Annotated in this window: 15 protein-coding genes; 4 read left to right on the top strand and 11 right to left on the bottom strand. The window is 63.4% G+C overall.

Annotated elements, in window-relative coordinates:
* Positions 1-16: 16 nt before the first annotated feature.
* The 5 genes from betB to betI all read right to left on the bottom strand — a co-directional run bounded on the left by betB (position 17) and on the right by betI (position 6,419).
* The gene (gene betB / locus AC0L2C_RS11065) at positions 17-1,480 is read right to left on the bottom strand and encodes a betaine-aldehyde dehydrogenase (protein WP_287235164.1); all 1,464 of its coding nucleotides are present in this window, start codon (positions 1,478-1,480) and stop codon (positions 17-19) included.
* A gap of 162 nt (positions 1,481-1,642) precedes the next feature.
* A complete protein-coding gene (gene betA, locus AC0L2C_RS11060) occupies positions 1,643-3,295 on the bottom strand; it encodes a choline dehydrogenase (RefSeq protein ID WP_023800858.1) in 1,653 nt (550 codons plus the stop codon).
* A 3-nt stretch (positions 3,296-3,298) separates the two neighbouring features.
* A complete protein-coding gene (locus AC0L2C_RS11055; RefSeq protein WP_128168024.1) occupies positions 3,299-4,306 on the bottom strand; it encodes a threonine/serine dehydratase in 1,008 nt (335 codons plus the stop codon).
* On the bottom strand, positions 4,303-5,832 hold the full coding sequence (gene betC, locus AC0L2C_RS11050) for a choline-sulfatase (RefSeq protein WP_473523365.1): 1,530 nt from the start codon (positions 5,830-5,832) through the stop codon (positions 4,303-4,305). The genes AC0L2C_RS11055 and betC overlap by 4 nt, the downstream gene beginning before the upstream one ends.
* Entirely contained in the window at positions 5,829-6,419 is a 591-nt protein-coding gene (gene betI / locus AC0L2C_RS11045; RefSeq protein WP_091590338.1) for a choline-binding transcriptional repressor BetI, read from the bottom strand. Before betI ends, betC begins: the two co-directional genes overlap by 4 nt.
* Positions 6,420-6,644: 225 nt before the next feature.
* On the opposite strand from betI, the gene AC0L2C_RS11040 reads away from it, so the two are divergent.
* From AC0L2C_RS11040 to greA, 3 genes are all read left to right on the top strand, one after another.
* Positions 6,645-7,811: an acetyl-CoA acetyltransferase gene (locus AC0L2C_RS11040; protein ID WP_473523364.1), complete on the top strand. Its 1,167-nt coding sequence runs from the start codon at positions 6,645-6,647 to the stop codon at positions 7,809-7,811.
* 129 nt (positions 7,812-7,940) lie between these two features.
* Positions 7,941-8,945, top strand: coding sequence for an asparaginase (locus AC0L2C_RS11035; protein WP_473523363.1), 1,005 nt, complete (start codon positions 7,941-7,943; stop codon positions 8,943-8,945).
* 159 nt (positions 8,946-9,104) lie between these two features.
* Positions 9,105-9,578 carry a transcription elongation factor GreA gene (greA, locus tag AC0L2C_RS11030; protein WP_023800852.1) on the top strand — a complete coding sequence of 158 codons (474 nt, stop codon included), beginning with the start codon at positions 9,105-9,107 and terminating at the stop codon, positions 9,576-9,578.
* A 122-nt stretch (positions 9,579-9,700) separates the two neighbouring features.
* Here the strand turns inward: greA and AC0L2C_RS11025 are convergent, their stop codons facing one another.
* The 4 genes from AC0L2C_RS11025 to AC0L2C_RS11010 all read right to left on the bottom strand — a co-directional run bounded on the left by AC0L2C_RS11025 (position 9,701) and on the right by AC0L2C_RS11010 (position 13,937).
* A complete protein-coding gene (locus tag AC0L2C_RS11025) occupies positions 9,701-10,090 on the bottom strand; it encodes a type II toxin-antitoxin system death-on-curing family toxin (protein ID WP_473523362.1) in 390 nt (129 codons plus the stop codon).
* Complete coding sequence (locus AC0L2C_RS11020; protein ID WP_473523361.1) at positions 10,087-10,308, bottom strand: AbrB/MazE/SpoVT family DNA-binding domain-containing protein; 222 nt, start codon at positions 10,306-10,308, stop codon at positions 10,087-10,089. Before AC0L2C_RS11020 ends, AC0L2C_RS11025 begins: the two co-directional genes overlap by 4 nt.
* 69 nt (positions 10,309-10,377) lie before the next feature.
* Entirely contained in the window at positions 10,378-12,501 is a 2,124-nt protein-coding gene (scpA, locus tag AC0L2C_RS11015; protein ID WP_473523360.1) for a methylmalonyl-CoA mutase, read from the bottom strand.
* Positions 12,498-13,937 carry a methylmalonyl-CoA mutase subunit beta gene (locus tag AC0L2C_RS11010; protein ID WP_473523359.1) on the bottom strand — a complete coding sequence of 480 codons (1,440 nt, stop codon included), beginning with the start codon at positions 13,935-13,937 and terminating at the stop codon, positions 12,498-12,500. Before AC0L2C_RS11010 ends, scpA begins: the two co-directional genes overlap by 4 nt.
* Before the next feature lie 257 nt (positions 13,938-14,194).
* Here AC0L2C_RS11010 and AC0L2C_RS11005 point away from each other — a divergent pair, with 257 nt between their 5' ends.
* The gene (locus tag AC0L2C_RS11005; protein ID WP_128172653.1) at positions 14,195-15,742 is read left to right on the top strand and encodes a helicase HerA-like C-terminal domain-containing protein; all 1,548 of its coding nucleotides are present in this window, start codon (positions 14,195-14,197) and stop codon (positions 15,740-15,742) included.
* 120 nt (positions 15,743-15,862) lie between these two features.
* Here AC0L2C_RS11005 and AC0L2C_RS11000 read toward each other — a convergent pair whose 3' ends face one another.
* The gene (locus AC0L2C_RS11000) at positions 15,863-16,687 is read right to left on the bottom strand and encodes a L,D-transpeptidase (protein WP_473523358.1); all 825 of its coding nucleotides are present in this window, start codon (positions 16,685-16,687) and stop codon (positions 15,863-15,865) included.
* A 229-nt stretch (positions 16,688-16,916) separates the two neighbouring features.
* Positions 16,917-17,579, bottom strand: coding sequence for a haloacid dehalogenase type II (locus tag AC0L2C_RS10995; protein ID WP_023800845.1), 663 nt, complete (start codon positions 17,577-17,579; stop codon positions 16,917-16,919).
* Between the last annotated feature and the right edge of the window lie 136 nt (positions 17,580-17,715).

Here is a 17,715-nt window from a genome sequence, read left to right as displayed (position 1 = left end):
GCGGCGCCGGTGAGCCTCAATAGGGGCTCGCCACATCCCCGGTCTCGACATAGACCGACTTCAACTGCGAATAGAGTGCCAACGCCGCAAGCGAGTTTTCTCGCCCGATTCCCGACTGCTTGAAGCCGCCGAAGGGAATTTCGACGGGCGTCAGGTTGTAGGCGTTGATCCAGCAGGTGCCGGCCTGCAACTCGGCGATGACGCGGTGGGCGCGCGGCAGGTCGCGCGTGAACACGCCGGCGGCAAGGCCAAATTCGGTATCGTTGGCGCGCTCGATCACCTCGTCCTCACCGTCGAATTTCAGCACGCTCATGACAGGCCCGAAAATCTCCTCGCGCGCGATGCGCATCGTGTCGGTGACGCCGGTGAAGACCGTCGGCTCGACGAAGAAGCCGCCTTGGAAACCTTGCAGCGAAGGTACATTGCCGCCGCAGGCGAGCACAGCGCCATCCTGCTTGCCGGCCTCGATATAGCCGATGACCTTTTCATGCTGCGCCTTGGAGACCAGCGGTCCCATCTGCGTTTCCTGGTCGAGCGGATCGCCGATACGGATTTTCTTGGTCCGCTCGACGAGTCGTTCGACGAAACGGTCGTGGATGCCCTTCTGCACGAAGACCCGCGTGCCGTTGGAGCAGATCTGGCCGGTCGAATAGAAATTGCCGAGCATGGCGCCGCCGATGGCATTTTCGAGATCGGCATCGTCGAAGATGATCAGCGGCGACTTGCCGCCAAGCTCCATGGTGGCATGCTTCATCTTCGAGCCGGCGAGCGACAGCACCTTGCGGCCGGTCGGCACCGAGCCGGTCACCGAAACCTTGGCGACGACATCGTGGCCGACGAGGCCGGCGCCGACATCGCCATAGCCCTGCACGACGTTGAACAGCCCATCGGGCAGGCCGGCCTCGGTGTAGATTTCGGCGAGCGCCAGCGCCGACAGCGGCGTGTTCTCCGACGGCTTGAACACCATGGCGTTGCCCATGGCGAGTGCCGGCGCCGATTTCCAGCCGGCGATCTGGATCGGGTAGTTCCAGGCGCCGATGCCGACGCAGACGCCCAGCGCCTCGCGCCTTGTATAGGCAAAGGCGCCGCCGAGATCGACGGACTCGCCATTATAGGCAGCGACCGCGCCGCCGAAATATTCGAGGCAGTCGGCTGCCGATGGCGCGTCCGCCACCAGCGTCTCCTGGATCGCCTTGCCGGTATCCAGCGTCTCGATGCGCGCCAGGTCGGCGTTGCGCACGCGCAATATGTCGGCGGCGCGGCGCAGGATGCGCCCGCGCTCGACCGGCTTCAGCCGCGCCCAGGCCGGTTGTGCTGCACGCGCTGCTTCGATCGCCAGTTCCAGCACGTTCGGCGTCGCCGAACGCAGCATCGCGATGGTCTCGCCGGTTGCCGGATAGATGACCGGCAGCGGCGCACCTTGCTCATCGTCGATGTAGCGTCCGTTGACATAGTGCGATGCCTTTGGCTGGGCGCGCATGGGACCTTCTCCAAATTGTCTTTCGATGCGACCGGCGGGCAGACACCGCCGGATCATCGCTTATCGCATCGGCCCGAAAATCGGAATCGATTTTCGGAAAGCACGATGCGAGGACTAAAAAAGCGATAGAGCGCTTGTGCGTCCGAATGGACGAACGTCGTTCTATCGATCCGACACCTGCCAGCGCGGATTGATCCATGGTTCCTGGTTGGACGGCGCCAGCGGCGTGCGGCCGAGAATGTGGTCGGCGGCCTTTTCGCCGGTCATGATTGAGGGCGCGTTGAGATTGCCGTTGGTGACGCGCGGGAAGATCGAAGAATCGGCGATCCGCAGCCCGTCGACGCCGATGACACGGCATTGCGGATCGACGACGCTCATCGGATCATCCTTGCGGCCCATCTTGCAAGTGCCGCAAGGGTGGTAGGCGCTTTCGGCGTGATCGCGGATGAAGGCATCGAGATCGTCGTCCGACTGCACGTGCGAGCCCGGCGAGATCTCCTTGCCGCGATAGGCATCGAAGGCCGACTGGCCGAAGATCTCGCGCGTCAGCCGGATGCAGTGGCGGAACTCGATCCAGTCGTCCGGATGCGACATGTAGTTGAAACGGATCACCGGCTTCGAGCCGGGATCGGGCGAGCGCAGCGTGACGGAACCGCGCGACTTCGATCGCATCGGCCCGACATGCGCCTGGAAACCATGCGCTTTCGCCGCCGCCTTGCCGTCATAGCGGACCGCCGCCGGGATGAAGTGATACTGGATGTCGGGATAGTCGACGCCGGCGCGCGAGCGCACGAAGGCGGCCGCCTCGAAATGGTTGGTTGCACCAAGGCCCGACTTGAAGAACAGCCATTGCGCGCCGATCAGCGCCTTGGAGAACGGGTTCAGCACCGAATTCAGCGTGATCGGCTGCGTCGATTCCTGCTGGATGTAGAGCTCCATATGGTCCTGCAGGTTGCGGCCGACGCCGGGCCGGTCGGCGACCACCGGAATGCCGTATTCCCTCAGATGTTGGGCCGGGCCGATGCCGGACAGCATCAGGATCTTGGGCGAATTGATCGAGGAGGCGGCAACGATCACTTCACGTCGCGCCTTGATCACCTGAATCCGTCTGCGCACTTCGATCTCGACACCGGTGGCGCGTTGATTCTCGATGATCACCCGTCGGGCGAAGCCCTTGACCAGGCTTACATTTTTCCGCCTCAGCGCCGGCCTGAGATAGGCACTCGCCGCCGACCAGCGGCGGCCGCCGCGAATGGTCTGCTCCATCGGACCAAAGCCTTCCTGCTTCGCGCCGTTGTAGTCGTCGGTCAGCACGAAGCCGGCCTGACGGCCTGCCTCGACGAAGGCGCCGTAGAGTGGATTCGTCCTTGAGCCGCGCTGCACGGTCAGCGGGCCGCCGTGGCCGCGCCAGCCATTCTCGCCGCCGTTGGCGTCCTCCATGCGCTTGAAGTAGGGGAGCACGTCGGCAAACCCCCAGCCAGCCGCGCCCTGTTCGGCCCAATGGTCGAAATCGCGGGCGTGACCGCGTACATAGACCATGCCGTTGATCGAGGACGAGCCGCCGATGACCTTGCCGCGCGGCGTCGCCAGCACACGGCCGCCGAGATGCGGCTCCGGCTCGCTGGCAAAACCCCAGTCGTAGAGGCTCATATTGAGCGGGATCGACAGCGCCGACGGCATCTGGATCAGCGGCCCGATGTCGCTGCCGCCAAATTCGATGACGATCACCGAATATTTGCCATCCTCCGACAGCCGGTAGGCCATGGCCGAGCCGGCCGAGCCGGCGCCGATGATGACGAAATCCGCCTCAAGCATGGTTCATATGCGCCCATCGTTCATATGCGTCATGAAATCGGTGAGCGAGACATTGCCGCCGGTTGCCACCACGAGCACGGTCTTGCCGCTCACATCCACCTTGCCGCCGAGCAGCGCCGCGAGCGATGCAGCGCCCGAAGGTTCCAGCACCAGCTTCAACCGTTCGAAGGCGACGCGCATCGCGCCGCGCACCGATTGATCGTCGACGGTGATGCCGCGAACGCCCGCGGTCCTGACCGCCGCGAACGGCGCGTCGCCGGGCCTGCGCGCCATCAGCCCGTCGCATATCGATTTCGGCCCGATCGGCATGGTTTCGATGACGCCATGCGCCAGCGACGCGCCCATGCCGTCGAAACCTTCCGGCTCGACGCCAATGATCTCGGTCGCCGGCGACAGATAGTGGAAAGCCAGCGAAACGCCGCCGATCAGCCCGCCGCCGCCGACCGCGCAGAACAGCAGATCGGCGCTGGCATTCCTGGCATCGAGTTGCTCGAGTGCCTCCAGCCCGGCACCAGCCTGGCCGGCGACGATCTCGGGGTCATCGAACGGATGCAGCAGCGCCAGCCCCTCGGTCTCGGCGATCTCTCGCGCCGTGGCGGCGGCAACCTCCTCACGCGCGCGCTCGCCATGGTCGGTCAGCACCACGCGCGCGCCATAGCCGGTCGTTGCGTCGCGCTTGGCGGCCGGCGCGTCGATCGGCATGACGATGGTCACTGGAATGCCCAGCGCCTGGCCGGTGGCGGCCAGCCCTTGCCCAAAATTGCCGGAGGAATAGGCGACGACGCCCTTCCTGGCTTCATCGGGCGAAAGCCGCTTCAGCCGCCAATAGGCGCCGCGCACCTTGAAGGAACCGGCCCATTGCAGCGACTCCGGCTTGACGAAGACGCGCAAGGCGCCGGTCTCCCTGGCCAAGGCCGCCGACTCCAGCAGCGGCGTGATCTGCGTCGCCTTGGCGGTGACGGCATACGCCTGTTTGAGGTGATCGAGGGAGGGGACGAGGGTTGTCATCATTCGCCTCGCGGAAAGCGCTTCTGCTCTTCGAGCAGGTCGAGGTTCATGTGGTTGCGCATGTAACGTTCCGAGGCCTTCTGCAGCGGCTGGAATTCCCAGGGGTAATGCGTGCCGTTGCGCAGCGCCGGATAGACCACCCAGCGGCGCGCCTGGCTGGCGCGTACGGCGGCATCGAAGGCAGCCATGTCCCAGCGCGCCCGGACCTTATCGGTGAAAGAAGCCACCAAAGCCGCGTGCGCCGGGTCGGCGGCGAGGTTGGTCAATTCCCGCGGATCCGATTCAAGATCAAACAGTTGCGGCGGATCGATCTCGCAATGGATGAATTTGTAACGGCCCTCGCGGATCGCCACCATCGGCGCGTTGGAGCCTTCGGCCGCATATTCCATCAGCACAGGTTCAGTGCGCGTCTTGCCGTCGAGCAGCGGCAGCAGCGACTGGCCGTCGGTCCATGGAGCAATCGCGCTCATGTCGATGCCGGCGAGGTCGCAAAGCGTCGGCACGACGTCGAGATTGGAGACCGGTGCGTCGATCAGGATGGCCGAAGTGTCTTTTCCGGCGATCATCAGCGGCACCCGCGCCGAGCCCTCGAAAAAGCACATCTTGAACCACAGGCCGCGCTCGCCGAGCATGTCGCCGTGATCGGAGCAGAACAGGATGATCGTGTCGTCGAGCATCCGCGTGCGCTCGAGCACCGACAGCAGTTCGCCGACCTTGTCGTCGAGATAAGAGATGCTGGCGAAATAGCCGCGCCGCGCGCGGCGGATCTGCTCGCCGGTGATGTCGAAACTGTCATAGTCGCTGGCGCGGTAAAGCCGCCGCGAATGCAGATCCTGTTCGTCATAGGGGATGAAGCCGACTTCCGGCTCGAGCGCCGGGCAATCCTCGTAGAGATCCCAGTAGCGCCGGCGCGCGACATAGGGGTCGTGCGGATGGGTGAAGGAGACGGTCAGGCACCACGGCCGGTGCGCGGCATCGTCCGAGACGCGGGCGAAATCATAAAGCTTCTGCACCGCGTGAAAAGCGACTTCGTCGTCATATTCCATCTGGTTGGTGATCTCGGCGACACCGGCGCCGGCCACCGAACCGAGATTGTGATACCACCAGTCGATCCGCTCGCCGGGCTTGCGATAATCCGGCGTCCAACCGAAATCGGCCGGATAAATGTCAGTGGTCAGCCGCTCCTCGAAGCCATGCAACTGATCCGGCCCGACGAAATGCATCTTCCCGGACAGGCAGGTGTGGTAGCCGGCGGTACGCAGATGATGCGCATAGGTCGGGATCGACGAGGCGAATTCGGCGGCATTGTCATAGACCTCGGTGCGCGACGGCAACTGGCCGCTCATGAACGCCGCACGGCCCGGCGCGCAGAGCGGCGAGGCGGTGTAATTGTTCTTGAAGCGCGCCGAACGAGCCGCCAACGCCTTCAGATGCGGCGCATGCAGGAAGTCCGCCGGCCCATCCGGGAACAATGTGCCGTTGAGTTGATCGACCATGACGATCAGAAAATTGGGTCGCTTCGACGTCACTGCGCGCTCCGCTGGCCGAGTTTCGTTTCGAGATAGTCCTCGATCAGCGCGATCGCGGTCGCGGCATTGGGCACGCCGTCCTTCAGCGCGCGCCTGATGTAGAGCCCGTCGATCAGCGCCGCTGTCGCCTCAGCGACACGGTCGGCTTCGCTTCTCGGCAGGATGCCGGTCAGCCCGCTCAACAAATTGGAATGCAGGCGTCGCGCATAGACCTTGAGCAGCCGGCGCAGCGCTGGCGATTTTTGCGCCTCGACATAGAAGGCGAGCCAGGCGGCTATCGTTTCCGGCTGGAACTGAGCGTCGGAGAAATTGACCGCGACCACCGCCGAAACGCGCTGGCGTGGCGTGCTGGCCGATCGAAGCGCGCGCCGCATGTCGGCGGTCAACTCGGCCAGGATGTGCCGCATCGTCGCCAGCAAAAGTTCGTCCTTGGCGCCGAAATAGTGATGGGCGAGCGCCGAGGACACCCCGGCGCGCCCAGCGATTTCCGACATCGTCACATCAAGCGAACCGCGCTCGCCGATCGCCGAGATCGTCGCGTCGATCAGCGCCCTGCGGCGCAGCGGCTCCATTCCGATTTTCGGCATCTTTGCTCCGGTCCGTTGGGGCAAGATTATTTTTTATTGACGGATCAATCAACAAAAATCCGACGCGATTGTGTGGCAAATGTCAGCTGCCGTGACCAGATATCATGATCAAGTCGTTGTGTGGTTCTGGCCCCTTTACGAAGTCGCTGGGACGGTTCATTCTTGAACAATGTTGATAGCGCGCCGCGACATCGCGTAGCCCGGCCCGCAGGGATGGAGATAATCATGACAGCATGCATCGTCGGCTGGGCGCATTCGCGCTTCGGCAAGCTCGAAGGCGAGACGCTGGAGGGCCTGATCACCAAGGTGGCTAGCGAGGCGCTCGATCATGCCGGCATCGGTCCGGACGAGGTCGACGAGATCGTGCTCGGCCACTTCAATGCTGGCTTTTCCGCACAGGATTTCACCGCAAGCCTGGTCCTGCAGGCCGACGACCGGCTTCGCTTCAAGCCGGCGACGCGGGTCGAGAACGCCTGCGCCACCGGCTCGGCGGCGGTCAGGCAAGGCATCCGCGCCATCGACGCCAATGCGGCGCGTATCGTGCTGGTGGTCGGCGCCGAGCAGATGACGACGACATCAGGTCCGGAAATCGGCAAGAATCTTCTCAAGGCCTCGTATCTGCCTGAGGAGGGCGACACGCCGGCAGGCTTCGCCGGCGTTTTCGGCCAGATCGCCCAAGCCTATTTCCAACGCTATGGCGACCAGTCGGACGCGCTGGCGATGATCGCCGCCAAGAACCACAGGAACGGCGTCGACAATCCCTACGCGCAGATGCGCAAGGATTTCGGCTATGAGTTCTGCCGGCACGAGAGTGAGAAGAACCCCTTCGTCGCCGGTCCCCTGAAGCGTACCGACTGCTCGCTGGTCTCGGACGGCGCCGCTGCCCTGGTGCTTGCCGACACGGCGACGGCATTGAAGATGCGCCGCGCCGTCGCTTTCCGCGCCAACGAGCATGTGCAGGATTTCCTGCCGATGTCGAAGCGTGACATCCTGGCATTCGAGGGTTGCGAGCAGGCGTGGAATCAGGCGCTGAACAAGGCCGGTGTGACGCTCGACGATCTTTCCTTCGTCGAGACGCATGACTGCTTCACCATCGCCGAGCTGATCGAATATGAGGCGATGGGCCTGGCCAAACCGGGCGAGGGCGCAAAACTGGCGCTGGACGGCGAGACGGCGAAGGACGGCCGGCTGCCGGTCAATCCGTCAGGCGGGCTGAAGGCCAAGGGCCATCCGATCGGCGCCACCGGCGTGTCGATGCATGTGCTGAGCGCCATGCAGCTCGTCGGCGAGGCCGGCGGCATCCAGGTGCCCGGAGCAAAGCTCGGCGGCATCTTCAACATGGGCGGTGCCGCGGTCGCCAGCTATGTTTCCATTCTCGATCGGATCAGATAAAACCCGCCCGCATTACAGCGCCGCGCGCCCTTCCGGGCGCGCAAAGGACGCTGTAACACTTTGATTTTACGCATGATCCTTTTCGAAAATCGAATCCGATTTTCGAGGTCGTGCGTTAGCGGGGAATTCATGACAAATCCGGTTCTGGTCGAAGTTTTGCGAGGCGCCGTGGTCGAGAGCGCGCATCGTGGCGCCATTGCGGTCTTCGATGCCGATGGCAAGCCGGTCTGGGAAATCGGCGATACGGCTCGCCCGGTGTTCCCGCGCTCGGCGGTCAAGGCGATCCAGGCGCTGCCGCTGGTCGAAAGCGGCGCCGCCGATGCGTACGGTTTCGGCGACCGCGAACTGGCGCTGGCCTGCGCTTCGCATTCCGGCGAGCCGGCGCATGTCGAACTGGTGCGGGCGATGCTGGCCAAGGCCGGGCTGGACGTGGCGGCACTGGAATGCGGCGCGCATTGGCCGTCCAGCCATGACGCGACCGTTGCGCTGGCCAGCAACGGCAATTTGCCAAACGCGCTGCACAACAATTGTTCCGGCAAGCATGCGGGCTTCCTCTGCACCTGCGTCCATGCCGGGGTCGCCCATCGCGGCTACGTCAAATCCGGCCATGCCTCGCAGGAGATGGTGCGCGATGCGATGCAAGCGGTGACCGGTGCCGCCCATGATGTCGATCATTGCGGCACCGACGGCTGCTCGATCCCGACCTATGCCGTGCCGCTGCGCAGCTTCGCCCTCGGCTTTGCCCGCATGGCGACCGGTGCCGGCTTTGAACCCGTGCGCGCCAAGGCTGCAAAGCGACTGCTTTCCGCCTGCATGGCCGAGCCATTTCTGGTCGCCGGCACGGGCAGGGCTGATGTTGCGCTGATGCAGGCCGCGTCAGGCCGGATTTTTGTGAAGGGAGGGGCCGAAGGCGTCTATTGCGCGGCACTTCCCGAGCTTGGCCTAGGCATTGCGCTGAAATGCGATGATGGCGCCGGCCGCGCCGCTGAAGTCACGGTCGCGGCCGTGCTGGCCAGGTTTTTGCACGCCGACAAGGCGCTGGCGGCGATACTGACCGAAGAGGCACATCCGCCCATAGAAAGCCGGATCGGCGCCAAGGTCGGCTCACTCCGCCCTACTGCTGCGCTGGACTGAGAACGGGCATTCAGCTCGCATGATTGCGTCCGACGGTCAGTTGCGCAAAGCCACACAAATCCCAGCGTCCTCCCGTCGCGCCGCAGGAATCGTGTCACGCCGGATCGGCAGATCCGGCAATAGCTTGTGGAGTCGCCACGCGAGGCATAAGCTCGACTGATGAGCAGAGCCTTCACGCGCGAAGAGGATAGCGAAAACGCCATCGCCGGCATCGGCGAGCGGCCGATCAGCCACCATCGCAATCTGGTGACGCAACGCGGCCTGGCGCTGATCGACGCCGAACTGGCTGCCCTGCGCGACGATCTGGGCAGAGCGGAAAAGAGGGCCGACCGCGAGCGCATCGCGCTCATCTCGCGCGACCTGCGCTACTGGACCGCGCGGCGTGAAAGCGCCGAGCTTTCCGTGCCGGAACCGGGCAGCGACCTGGTTCGCTTCGGCATGGGCGTCACGCTGGAAGGCGAGGACGGCAGGAAGGTGCACTGGAGGATTGTCGGCGAGGATGAGGCCGATCCGGCCAAGGGGACGATTTCCCATGTTTCACCGATGGCCTTGGCCTTGTTCGGCAAGAAGGTCGGCGAAATTGCCGTGGTGAACGGCAGGGAGTGGGAGATTGTGAAGCTCTCCGACAGCTAATGCATGTCGCCCCAAAAGCATGCGGGCCTGACCCGAGGGTGCGCAGCGGTTTTGCGATAGCGACTGCATAAAAACGAGAACTTAAAGCGCGTCGCGGGAATCCATCCCGAACGCGACGCACATTAGCCCTCGACCTTGACGACATGGTCGCGGAAGAACGCCGCAGCACCCGCCTCGTCGATTTCGCCGGCGGCGACGCCCATGACGAACTCATAGATCGCGCCGTTGTCGGCCGTCAGCACATAGCCGTTGACAATCAGGAACGCGCCGGCGGCGACGATGGCCGCGCGCTTGTTGCCGTCGACAAAGGCGTGATTTCTGGCGATGCCGAAGATATAGGCCGCCGCCAGATCCTCGATCGATGGATCACCATAGTTCGCCTTGTTCTCGGCTCGGGCGAGCGCCGATTCGAGGGCATTCTCATCCCTCAAACCGTGCGCGCCGCCGTGCCAACGCAACTGCTCGGCGTGCATCGCTTCGACCGCACGCCGGCTCAGGAACTCCCAGCTCATTCGGCGAGCTTCTGAAGCGCGACTTTGTATTTGTCCATGACTTGGCGAGCAGCTTCCATCTGCCGCTCGAAGCTGTCGTCCACTGGCCGAAGGGTGATGCCCTTGCTCGTTTCGACGATCTCAAGCTGATCGCCGGCCTTCAGATTCAGGTGATCGAGAATTTCCTTGGGCAGGATCACGCCTTCGGAATTGCCGATTTTGCGAATGGTCGTGTTCATGGATTCAGCCTCTGTTGCAACGCCAATTATAACTCAACTGTCGGTCGTTGCAACATGGATTATAACAATTCAGCCAGCCTGCAGCAGCCGGTCCATCAGCCGGTCGGCGGCCTCGGGAATAACCGTGCCTGGCGGGAAGATCTCCGCCGCCCCTGCCTGCCGTACCGCCTCATAATCCTGCGGCGGGATGACGCCGCCGGCAACGATCAGCATATCGTCGCGGCCAAGCTTCTTCAGCGCGTCCCTGAGTTCGGGAATGAGCGTCAAATGGCCCGCCGCCAGCGACGAGGCGCCAATGATATGCACGTCGTGCTCGACGCCAAGCCTCGCGATCTCGTCCGGCGTCTGGAACATCGGCCCGACGGTGACGTCGAAGCCTAGATCGGCAAAGGCGGTGGCGATCACTTTCTGGCCGCGATCGTGGCCATCCTGTCCCATCTTGGCGACGAGAATGCGTGGCTTGCCGCCGGACTTCTCCTCGAACGCGACGATCTTGTCCTGCAGCCGATCGACCGCCGGATTGTCGCCGAGCGCCTTGCGATAGACGCCGGAGATCGTCTGGACGGAGGCGACATGGCGGCCAAAAACCTTTTCCAGCGCCAGTGAAATCTCGCCGACCGTGGCGTTGGCGCGTGCGGCGCGAATGGCGAAATCCAGCAGATTTTCGCCGCTCTCCGCAGCCCGGCTCAGCGCACTCAGTGCGCTCTCGACGGCGCCGACGTCGCGCGTGCCTTTCAGCCGCTGCAGTTTCGACAATTGCCGGGCCCTGACTTCGGCGTTGTCGATCTTCAGCACGTCGACTTTGATATCCGTCTCGGGACGATGGGCGTTGACGCCGACCAGGATCTGCTCGCCGGAATCGATCCGCGCCTGCGTGCGCGCGGCGGCCTCCTCGATGCGCAGCTTCGGTATGTTTTTTTCGGTTGCGGCGGCCATGCCGCCCAGGCTCTCGACCTCTTCGATATGGGCAAGCGCGCGCGCCGCCAGATCATGCGTCAGCCGTTCGAGATAGGCAGAGCCGCCCCACGCGTCGATGATACGAGTGGTGCCGGATTCCTTTTGCAGGATGAGCTGCGTGTTGCGGGCGATGCGGGCCGAATGGTCGGTCGGCAGCGCCATCGCCTCGTCGAAGGCGTTGGTGTGCAGCGATTGCGTATGACCCTGCGTCGCCGCCATCGCCTCGATCATGGTGCGAATGATGTTGTTGTAAGGGTCCTGCGCCGTTAGCGACCAGCCCGAAGTCTGGCAATGGGTGCGCAGCGACAGCGAGCGCTCGTCCTTCGGCGAGAAGTTCTTCAGCATCAGGGTCGACCACAAAAGGCGGGCTGCCCTCAGCTTGGCGACCTCCATGAAGAAGTTCATGCCGATCGCCCAGAAGAAGGACAGGCGCGGCGCAAAACGGTCGATATCGAGACCCGCCGCGACACCGGCGCGGGCATATTCGATTCCATCGGCGATCGTGTAGGCGAGCTCGAGGTCGGCGGTCGCCCCTGCCTCCTGCATGTGATAGCCGGAGATCGAAATCGAATTGAACTTCGGCATGTGCTGCGACGTATAGGAGAAGATGTCCGACACGATCCGCATCGAAGGTTTTGGCGGATAGATGTAGGTGTTGCGCACCATGAACTCTTTCAGAATGTCGTTCTGAATGGTCCCGGCGAGGTTCTTTTGCGCAACGCCCTGTTCTTCCGCGGCGACGATGTAGAGCGCCATGATCGGCAGCACCGCGCCGTTCATGGTCATCGACACCGTCATCTCGTCAAGCGGGATGCCGTCGAAGAGCTGGCGCATGTCGAGGATGGAATCGATGGCGACGCCTGCCATGCCGACATCACCGGCAACGCGCGGATGATCGCTGTCGTAGCCGCGATGCGTGGCAAGGTCGAAAGCGACCGACAGTCCCTTCTGGCCGGCCGCGAGGTTGCGCCGGTAAAAGGCGTTCGACTCTTCCGCCGTCGAGAAGCCGGCATATTGCCTGATCGTCCACGGCTGCTGGACATACATGGTCGGGTAGGGGCCGCGCACGAATGGCGGCAGGCCCGGATAAGTGTCGAGATGCGGCAATCCCTTGAGGTCGCCCTGGTTGTACAGATGCTTGATGGCCAGTCCTTCCGGGGTCATCCGCTGGCCCTTGACCTCAATCGGCGTCCGGCGCGGCGCCGACCAGCCGATCTGGCTGAAATCCGGAATCATGATGCTGCTCCGATCGATTGATCGATACGGATCGGAAACAGCGGCTCGCACACCGCGACGCCCTCGGTGACCGAGGGCCGCCGCTCCGCCGCCAAGGTTTCGACCGGACGTTCGATCTTCGACGGGTGAAGCGTCGTGCCGATGATGGCCCGCTCGCCCGCCTGATAGGCAGCATTGCGGCGGGCGGAGGCCGCCTGAACCCGTTTCTGGATGTGTCCTTGCTGCAGGCTGGACAGCACGCCGCCTTCCGCCTCGATCCGCTGGAATTCTTCCCACGCAGCTTCACCGAGTTCGCCAGTCAGCGCTTCAACGGCGCCCGAACCGCAAGCAGGGTCGGCGACATGATCGATATGGCTTTCGTTGGCCATGATCAGTTGCGTATTGCGGGCAACACGGCGGGCAAAGCCCGCCGGCAGGCCATGCGCGATCGTATGAGGCAGGATGGAGACCGAGTCCGCCCCGCCGGCTGCCGCGGCAAAAGCGGCGATCGTGGTGCGCAGGATGTTCGTCTCCGGATCCGCCGAGGTCATCATGCGGAACGATGTCTCGGCATGGATGTTGGCGGTGGCGGCGGAGATCGAGCATGCCTCCTGGACCCGCGCCCACAGCCTGCGCAGGGCCCTGACCTTGGCCATCGATACGAACTGGTCCTGGTCGACGCTCAGCGCAAAGCCAATATGGGGCGCCGCATAGACAAGCGGCTGGCGCGCCTCCTCAAACATCCGGAGATAGGAGACCGCCGAAGCCATCATGGTGCCCAGCTCCTGCGCTTCGGTGGCACCGGCATTGTGAAAGACGCGTCCGTCTGCCTCCAGCAGGACCCCGGGCACGCCCATCGAGAAAAAGTGCGCCAGGGACTGCGGCATTGACGCCTGCAAGGCCTCGATCGACATCCGCAACCGGCCGGTTCCGGCAAAGATCGCCGCCGGGTCGATGCCGAAGGACAGGTTGAGCTTTGCCGGGTCTGACCGGCGCTTGCTCAAGAACGCAACCAGCCAGTCGGCCACGGCGCGGCTCCAGGGATGCGCGTCGATGCGGACCTGGATGCGGTTGAGCGGCACGCCGTCCAGCACGGTCTCCAGCGCCTCGGCAGTCCTCGGCAGGCCGTAGCCGAACGCATTCGGCGCGCCTTCGAAGACAAGCGACAATCCGGTGGCGCCCTGTGCGACGTCCTCCAGGGCCTGGGCTTTGCCGCGGCCGACATCCGGATCGTCGATACGCTGGCTGACGATCCACGGCGATCCGGGGTTTGCCCGTGGAAGAGGCTCTGCGGTGACCGAACGATCATAAAGCGGTTCGATGCGGATGCCATCGTCCGTATGGGATACGAGTTTTTCCTCGAAGGATCCGCCGGCCAGGGCTTTTTCCGCAAGGGCCAGCCACCGCTGCCGGTCAGGGTTCGGAAGTTCGGCATCGTGGTTCAAGGCACCGGCCATCCGCTCTCCTCGTCTTCTCGGCCGATAGGCCTGGAACGTCAGTCTACGGTTCCCCGTCGAATATCACAATGCAACACGCGCCCTGCGACGGTGAACCGTCAACCGATTGCCAAACATGCGCAAAATCCGCAAGCTCCAAAACCCAATTTCGACCATGGCCATTGTCGCTGCGCAATGGCGTCATTATACCTGCGGCGAGCCCCGCTACTTTCAATAGATCAGGGCATTCAACACTTCAGGTTGCGGAGACCCGACACATGGCTGACGACACCAGTATTTTCATCGGAGCCAGCCGAAAGCCTGATGACAGCTACCAGCGCGCCGAAAACCTGCTGCTTCAGTATGGCAATCGTCATGGCCTGGTCACCGGCGCGACCGGCACCGGCAAGACCGTGAGCTTGCAGATTTTGGCGGAAGGTTTCTCCAATGCCGGCGTGCCGGTCTTCTGCGCCGACATCAAGGGCGACCTGTCCGGTATCGCCATGATGGGCGCGGCACAGGATTTTCTGGTCAAGCGCGCCGAGCAGGTCAAGCTCGATCCCTATGATTTCCAGGAATTTCCGGTCATATTCTGGGATCTTTTCGGCGAGCAGGGCCATCCGATCCGCGCCACCGTCTCGGAAATGGGGCCGCTGCTGCTGTCGCGGCTTATGAACCTGTCCGAGGCGCAGGAAGGCATCATGAACATCGCCTTCCGCATCGCCGACGAAGAGGGCTTGTTGCTGCTGGACCTGAAGGACCTGCAAGCGCTTCTTGCCAACATCGCCGAACGCGCCGAAGAAATCGGCGCTCGCTACGGCAATGTGACGAAACCTTCGGTTGGCGCAATCCAGCGCACGCTGCTGGTTTTGGAGCAGCAGGGCGCGACGAATTTCTTCGGCGAGCCGGCATTGCGGATCGCCGACATCATGCGCACCACCCGCGACGGGCGCGGCGCGATCAGCGTGCTGGCCGCCGACAAGCTGATGATGAATCCCCGGCTCTATGCGACATTCCTGTTGTGGCTGATGTCGGAACTATTCGAGGAGCTGCCCGAAGTCGGCGATCCCGACAAGCCAAAGCTGGTCTTTTTCTTCGACGAGGCGCACCTTCTGTTCGATGACGCGCCGAAGGTGCTGATCGACCGCGTCGAACAGGTGGTCCGCCTGATCCGTTCGAAGGGCGTCGGCGTCTACTTCGTCACCCAGAATCCGCTGGATATCCCCGAAACCGTTCTGGCCCAGCTCGGCAACCGGGTGCAGCACGCCCTGCGCGCCTACACGCCACGGGAGCAGAAGGCCGTGAGGACCGCCGCCGAGACGTTCAGGCCCAATCCCGACTTCGACTGTGCTACCGTGATCACGCAGCTCGGCACCGGCGAGGCGCTGGTCTCGACGCTGGAAGCCAAAGGTGTTCCGTCCATGGTCCAGCGGACGCTGGTTCGCCCGCCGTCGTCGCGACTTGGCCCGATCACGCCTGACGAGCGCCGCACGCTGATCACCGAGAGCCCGGTTGTGGGGCAGTACGATCAGACCGTCGATCGCGAATCGGCTTTCGAGATGCTGCAGAAAAAAGCCAAGGATGCGTTGGACGCGGAGGCACAGCAGCAGGAGAGCGGCGGCTCGCGCTGGACCATTCCAGGCTTCGGCAATGACGATCCCGCCCCCCAGCCCACCGGCGGCAGGCGAGCACCGGCGCCACGAGCGTCCAATCGCCAAACGGTGGCGGAGGCGGCGATCAAATCGGTGGTTCGCTCGGTCGGCACGTCGGTTGGACGGGCGATCGTGCGCGGCATCCTCGGCAGCCTGGCCAGGGGGCGGCGCTGAAAGCACCGCATCGGACCCAAAACCGGGCACCGGTTTTGCGAGAATCCGATGCTCGGGGAAAAGCATCGGACCGGAAATTCGCGGCGCCGAAAGTCCGCCGCTCCAGCGCCTTCGACCAGCTCAGAAGATCGGGTCCGAGATCGCCCTTGCCGGGCCGAGCAGGATGGATCCTTCCGGGACGCCCGCATCGATTGGAATGGCTTTGCGGTCTGCCGTGGCAACCAGTTCCTGACCGACACCGGAGGTAACGATCACCGGCGTCTTGTTGGGCACACGGTCATAAAGGTCGATAATGTCCTGATTTATCAAGCGAACGCAGCCAGATGACACTGATTTGCCTATGGAGAACCACTCCGGCGAGCCGTGCAGGCGGTAAAGCGTGTCCTCGTTGCCCTCGAAGAGATACAGCGCCCGCGCTCCGAGCGGATTGGTGAGCCCGCCGGGCATGCCGCCATTCTCGGCGCTGTATTTTGCGTACTCGGGCTGGCGGGCGATCATTTCGGCCGGCGGCGTCCATTTCGGCCACTTCTGCTTCCACTGGACGACGGCATCGCCAGACCATTCGAAACCGGCGCGACCCAGCCCGACCCCATAACGAATGGCTTGTCCGCCCGGACGCACGAAATAGAGGTGGTGGCCGGCCGTATCGACGACGATGGTGCCGGGCGCTTGGCCGGTCGGATCGGGAACGATCTGACGCAGAAATTGCTCGTCGATTTTCTCGTAGGGTATGCCCGGCAGCTCGAACCCATTGTCGCTGACCGGACCGTACATTGTTGCATAGTCCATGAGCGGCGGCTCGACGTTGGCAGGCGGCGGCGGCTCGACAGGCCGGCCTGCCGTCGTGGTGCAGGCGGAAACCGCAATCGAGGCGGCGCCGAGCGCAGCGGCGTTGAGAAAGCCACGACGGCTTAGGCGATAGGAGGCGATTTCGGTTGTGAACATCGTTGCCTTTTTTAAGTCTCATATCGAAACAGAACATGAATACGCCAATCAGTACGGCGCGCCAGCCCTACCAATGCCTGGCGCGATAGGCGGTTCCGATTCTGGCCTGAGGGTGAACAAACAAAGGCAAAGCTGTGACGGTTCAGCCCCTGTTGCGCCGAGGCAACAGGCCCGCAGCGCCGCGCGTAATGATCCTTTCCAAAGATCGATTCCGATTTGGGCTCATGTGTCAGCCTGCGGCGAGCAGGCCTTCGAGCGAGGGCAGGATCAGGGCCGGCGGAAAGTCCCGGTATTCCTCGGGCTGGTCGGAGCGGTTGATCCAGACTGTCCGGAACCCGAATTTGGTGGCGCCGGCGACGTCCCAGCGGTTGGATGACTGAAACGACACCGCACCCGGATAGAGACGCCAGCCTGTCGTGACCATATCGTAGACCGACGGATCGGCCTTGAAGCGCTTGACGGCCTCGACGGAATAGATGTCGTCCAGAACCTGGTCGAGCGCGGCCGATTTGACCGCCGCTTCCAGCATTTCAGGCGAGCCGTTGGATAGGATCGCCAGCTTGGCGCCAGATGCTTTGAGCGCCTTGAGCACGGCCGGCACCTCCGGATAGCAGTCCAGCCGCCAATAGGCGTCGAGCAGCTTGGCCCTCAGTCCCTTGTCCGCGGAGGGAACCTTGCGCAAGGCGAAATCCAGCGCCTGTTCGGTGAGTTGCCAGAAATCGGCGTAGGCGCCCATCAGCGTCCTCACCCAGGAATATTCCAATTGTTTGGCGCGCCAGATCTCCGACAGGAGCTGGCCGTCCGGTCCGATCTGGTCGGCATGACGGCGGACGGCTGCGTGCACGTCGAACAGCGTTCCGTAAGCGTCGAAAACGTAAGCCGCATGTTGCATGGTGACAGTTTTGCGGCGAGGCAAGGCCAGGCGCAAGCACGGATTGCAATTTCGCATGCCGCTGGCCTTAACAAATCTCAGCCATATCAGTTGACGGCAGACGCCAAAGCATCTTCCAATGGCGAGACAAGACAGC

It is taken from the genome of Mesorhizobium sp. WSM4845 (assembly GCF_055811455.1).
The sequence above is the reverse complement of the archived record's forward strand: the minus strand, read 5'-3'. Positions and strand labels throughout refer to the sequence as shown.

Excerpts from the sequence above, each read along its gene's own strand:
- betB (WP_287235164.1), bottom strand. The coding sequence starts at position 1,480 with ATGCGCGCCCAGCCAAAGGCATCGCACTATGTCAACGGACGCTACATC.
- betA (WP_023800858.1), bottom strand. The coding sequence starts at position 3,295 with ATGCTTGAGGCGGATTTCGTCATCATCGGCGCCGGCTCGGCCGGCTCG.
- AC0L2C_RS11055 (WP_128168024.1), bottom strand. The coding sequence starts at position 4,306 with ATGATGACAACCCTCGTCCCCTCCCTCGATCACCTCAAACAGGCGTAT.
- betI (WP_091590338.1), bottom strand. The coding sequence starts at position 6,419 with ATGCCGAAAATCGGAATGGAGCCGCTGCGCCGCAGGGCGCTGATCGAC.
- AC0L2C_RS11040 (WP_473523364.1), top strand. The coding sequence starts at position 6,645 with ATGACAGCATGCATCGTCGGCTGGGCGCATTCGCGCTTCGGCAAGCTC.
- AC0L2C_RS11035 (WP_473523363.1), top strand. The coding sequence starts at position 7,941 with ATGACAAATCCGGTTCTGGTCGAAGTTTTGCGAGGCGCCGTGGTCGAG.
- greA (WP_023800852.1), top strand. The coding sequence starts at position 9,105 with ATGAGCAGAGCCTTCACGCGCGAAGAGGATAGCGAAAACGCCATCGCC.
- AC0L2C_RS11025 (WP_473523362.1), bottom strand. The coding sequence starts at position 10,090 with ATGAGCTGGGAGTTCCTGAGCCGGCGTGCGGTCGAAGCGATGCACGCC.
- AC0L2C_RS11020 (WP_473523361.1), bottom strand. The coding sequence starts at position 10,308 with ATGAACACGACCATTCGCAAAATCGGCAATTCCGAAGGCGTGATCCTG.
- scpA (WP_473523360.1), bottom strand. The coding sequence starts at position 12,501 with ATGATTCCGGATTTCAGCCAGATCGGCTGGTCGGCGCCGCGCCGGACG.
- AC0L2C_RS11010 (WP_473523359.1), bottom strand. The coding sequence starts at position 13,937 with ATGGCCGGTGCCTTGAACCACGATGCCGAACTTCCGAACCCTGACCGG.
- AC0L2C_RS11005 (WP_128172653.1), top strand. The coding sequence starts at position 14,195 with ATGGCTGACGACACCAGTATTTTCATCGGAGCCAGCCGAAAGCCTGAT.
- AC0L2C_RS11000 (WP_473523358.1), bottom strand. The coding sequence starts at position 16,687 with ATGTTCACAACCGAAATCGCCTCCTATCGCCTAAGCCGTCGTGGCTTT.
- AC0L2C_RS10995 (WP_023800845.1), bottom strand. The coding sequence starts at position 17,579 with ATGCAACATGCGGCTTACGTTTTCGACGCTTACGGAACGCTGTTCGAC.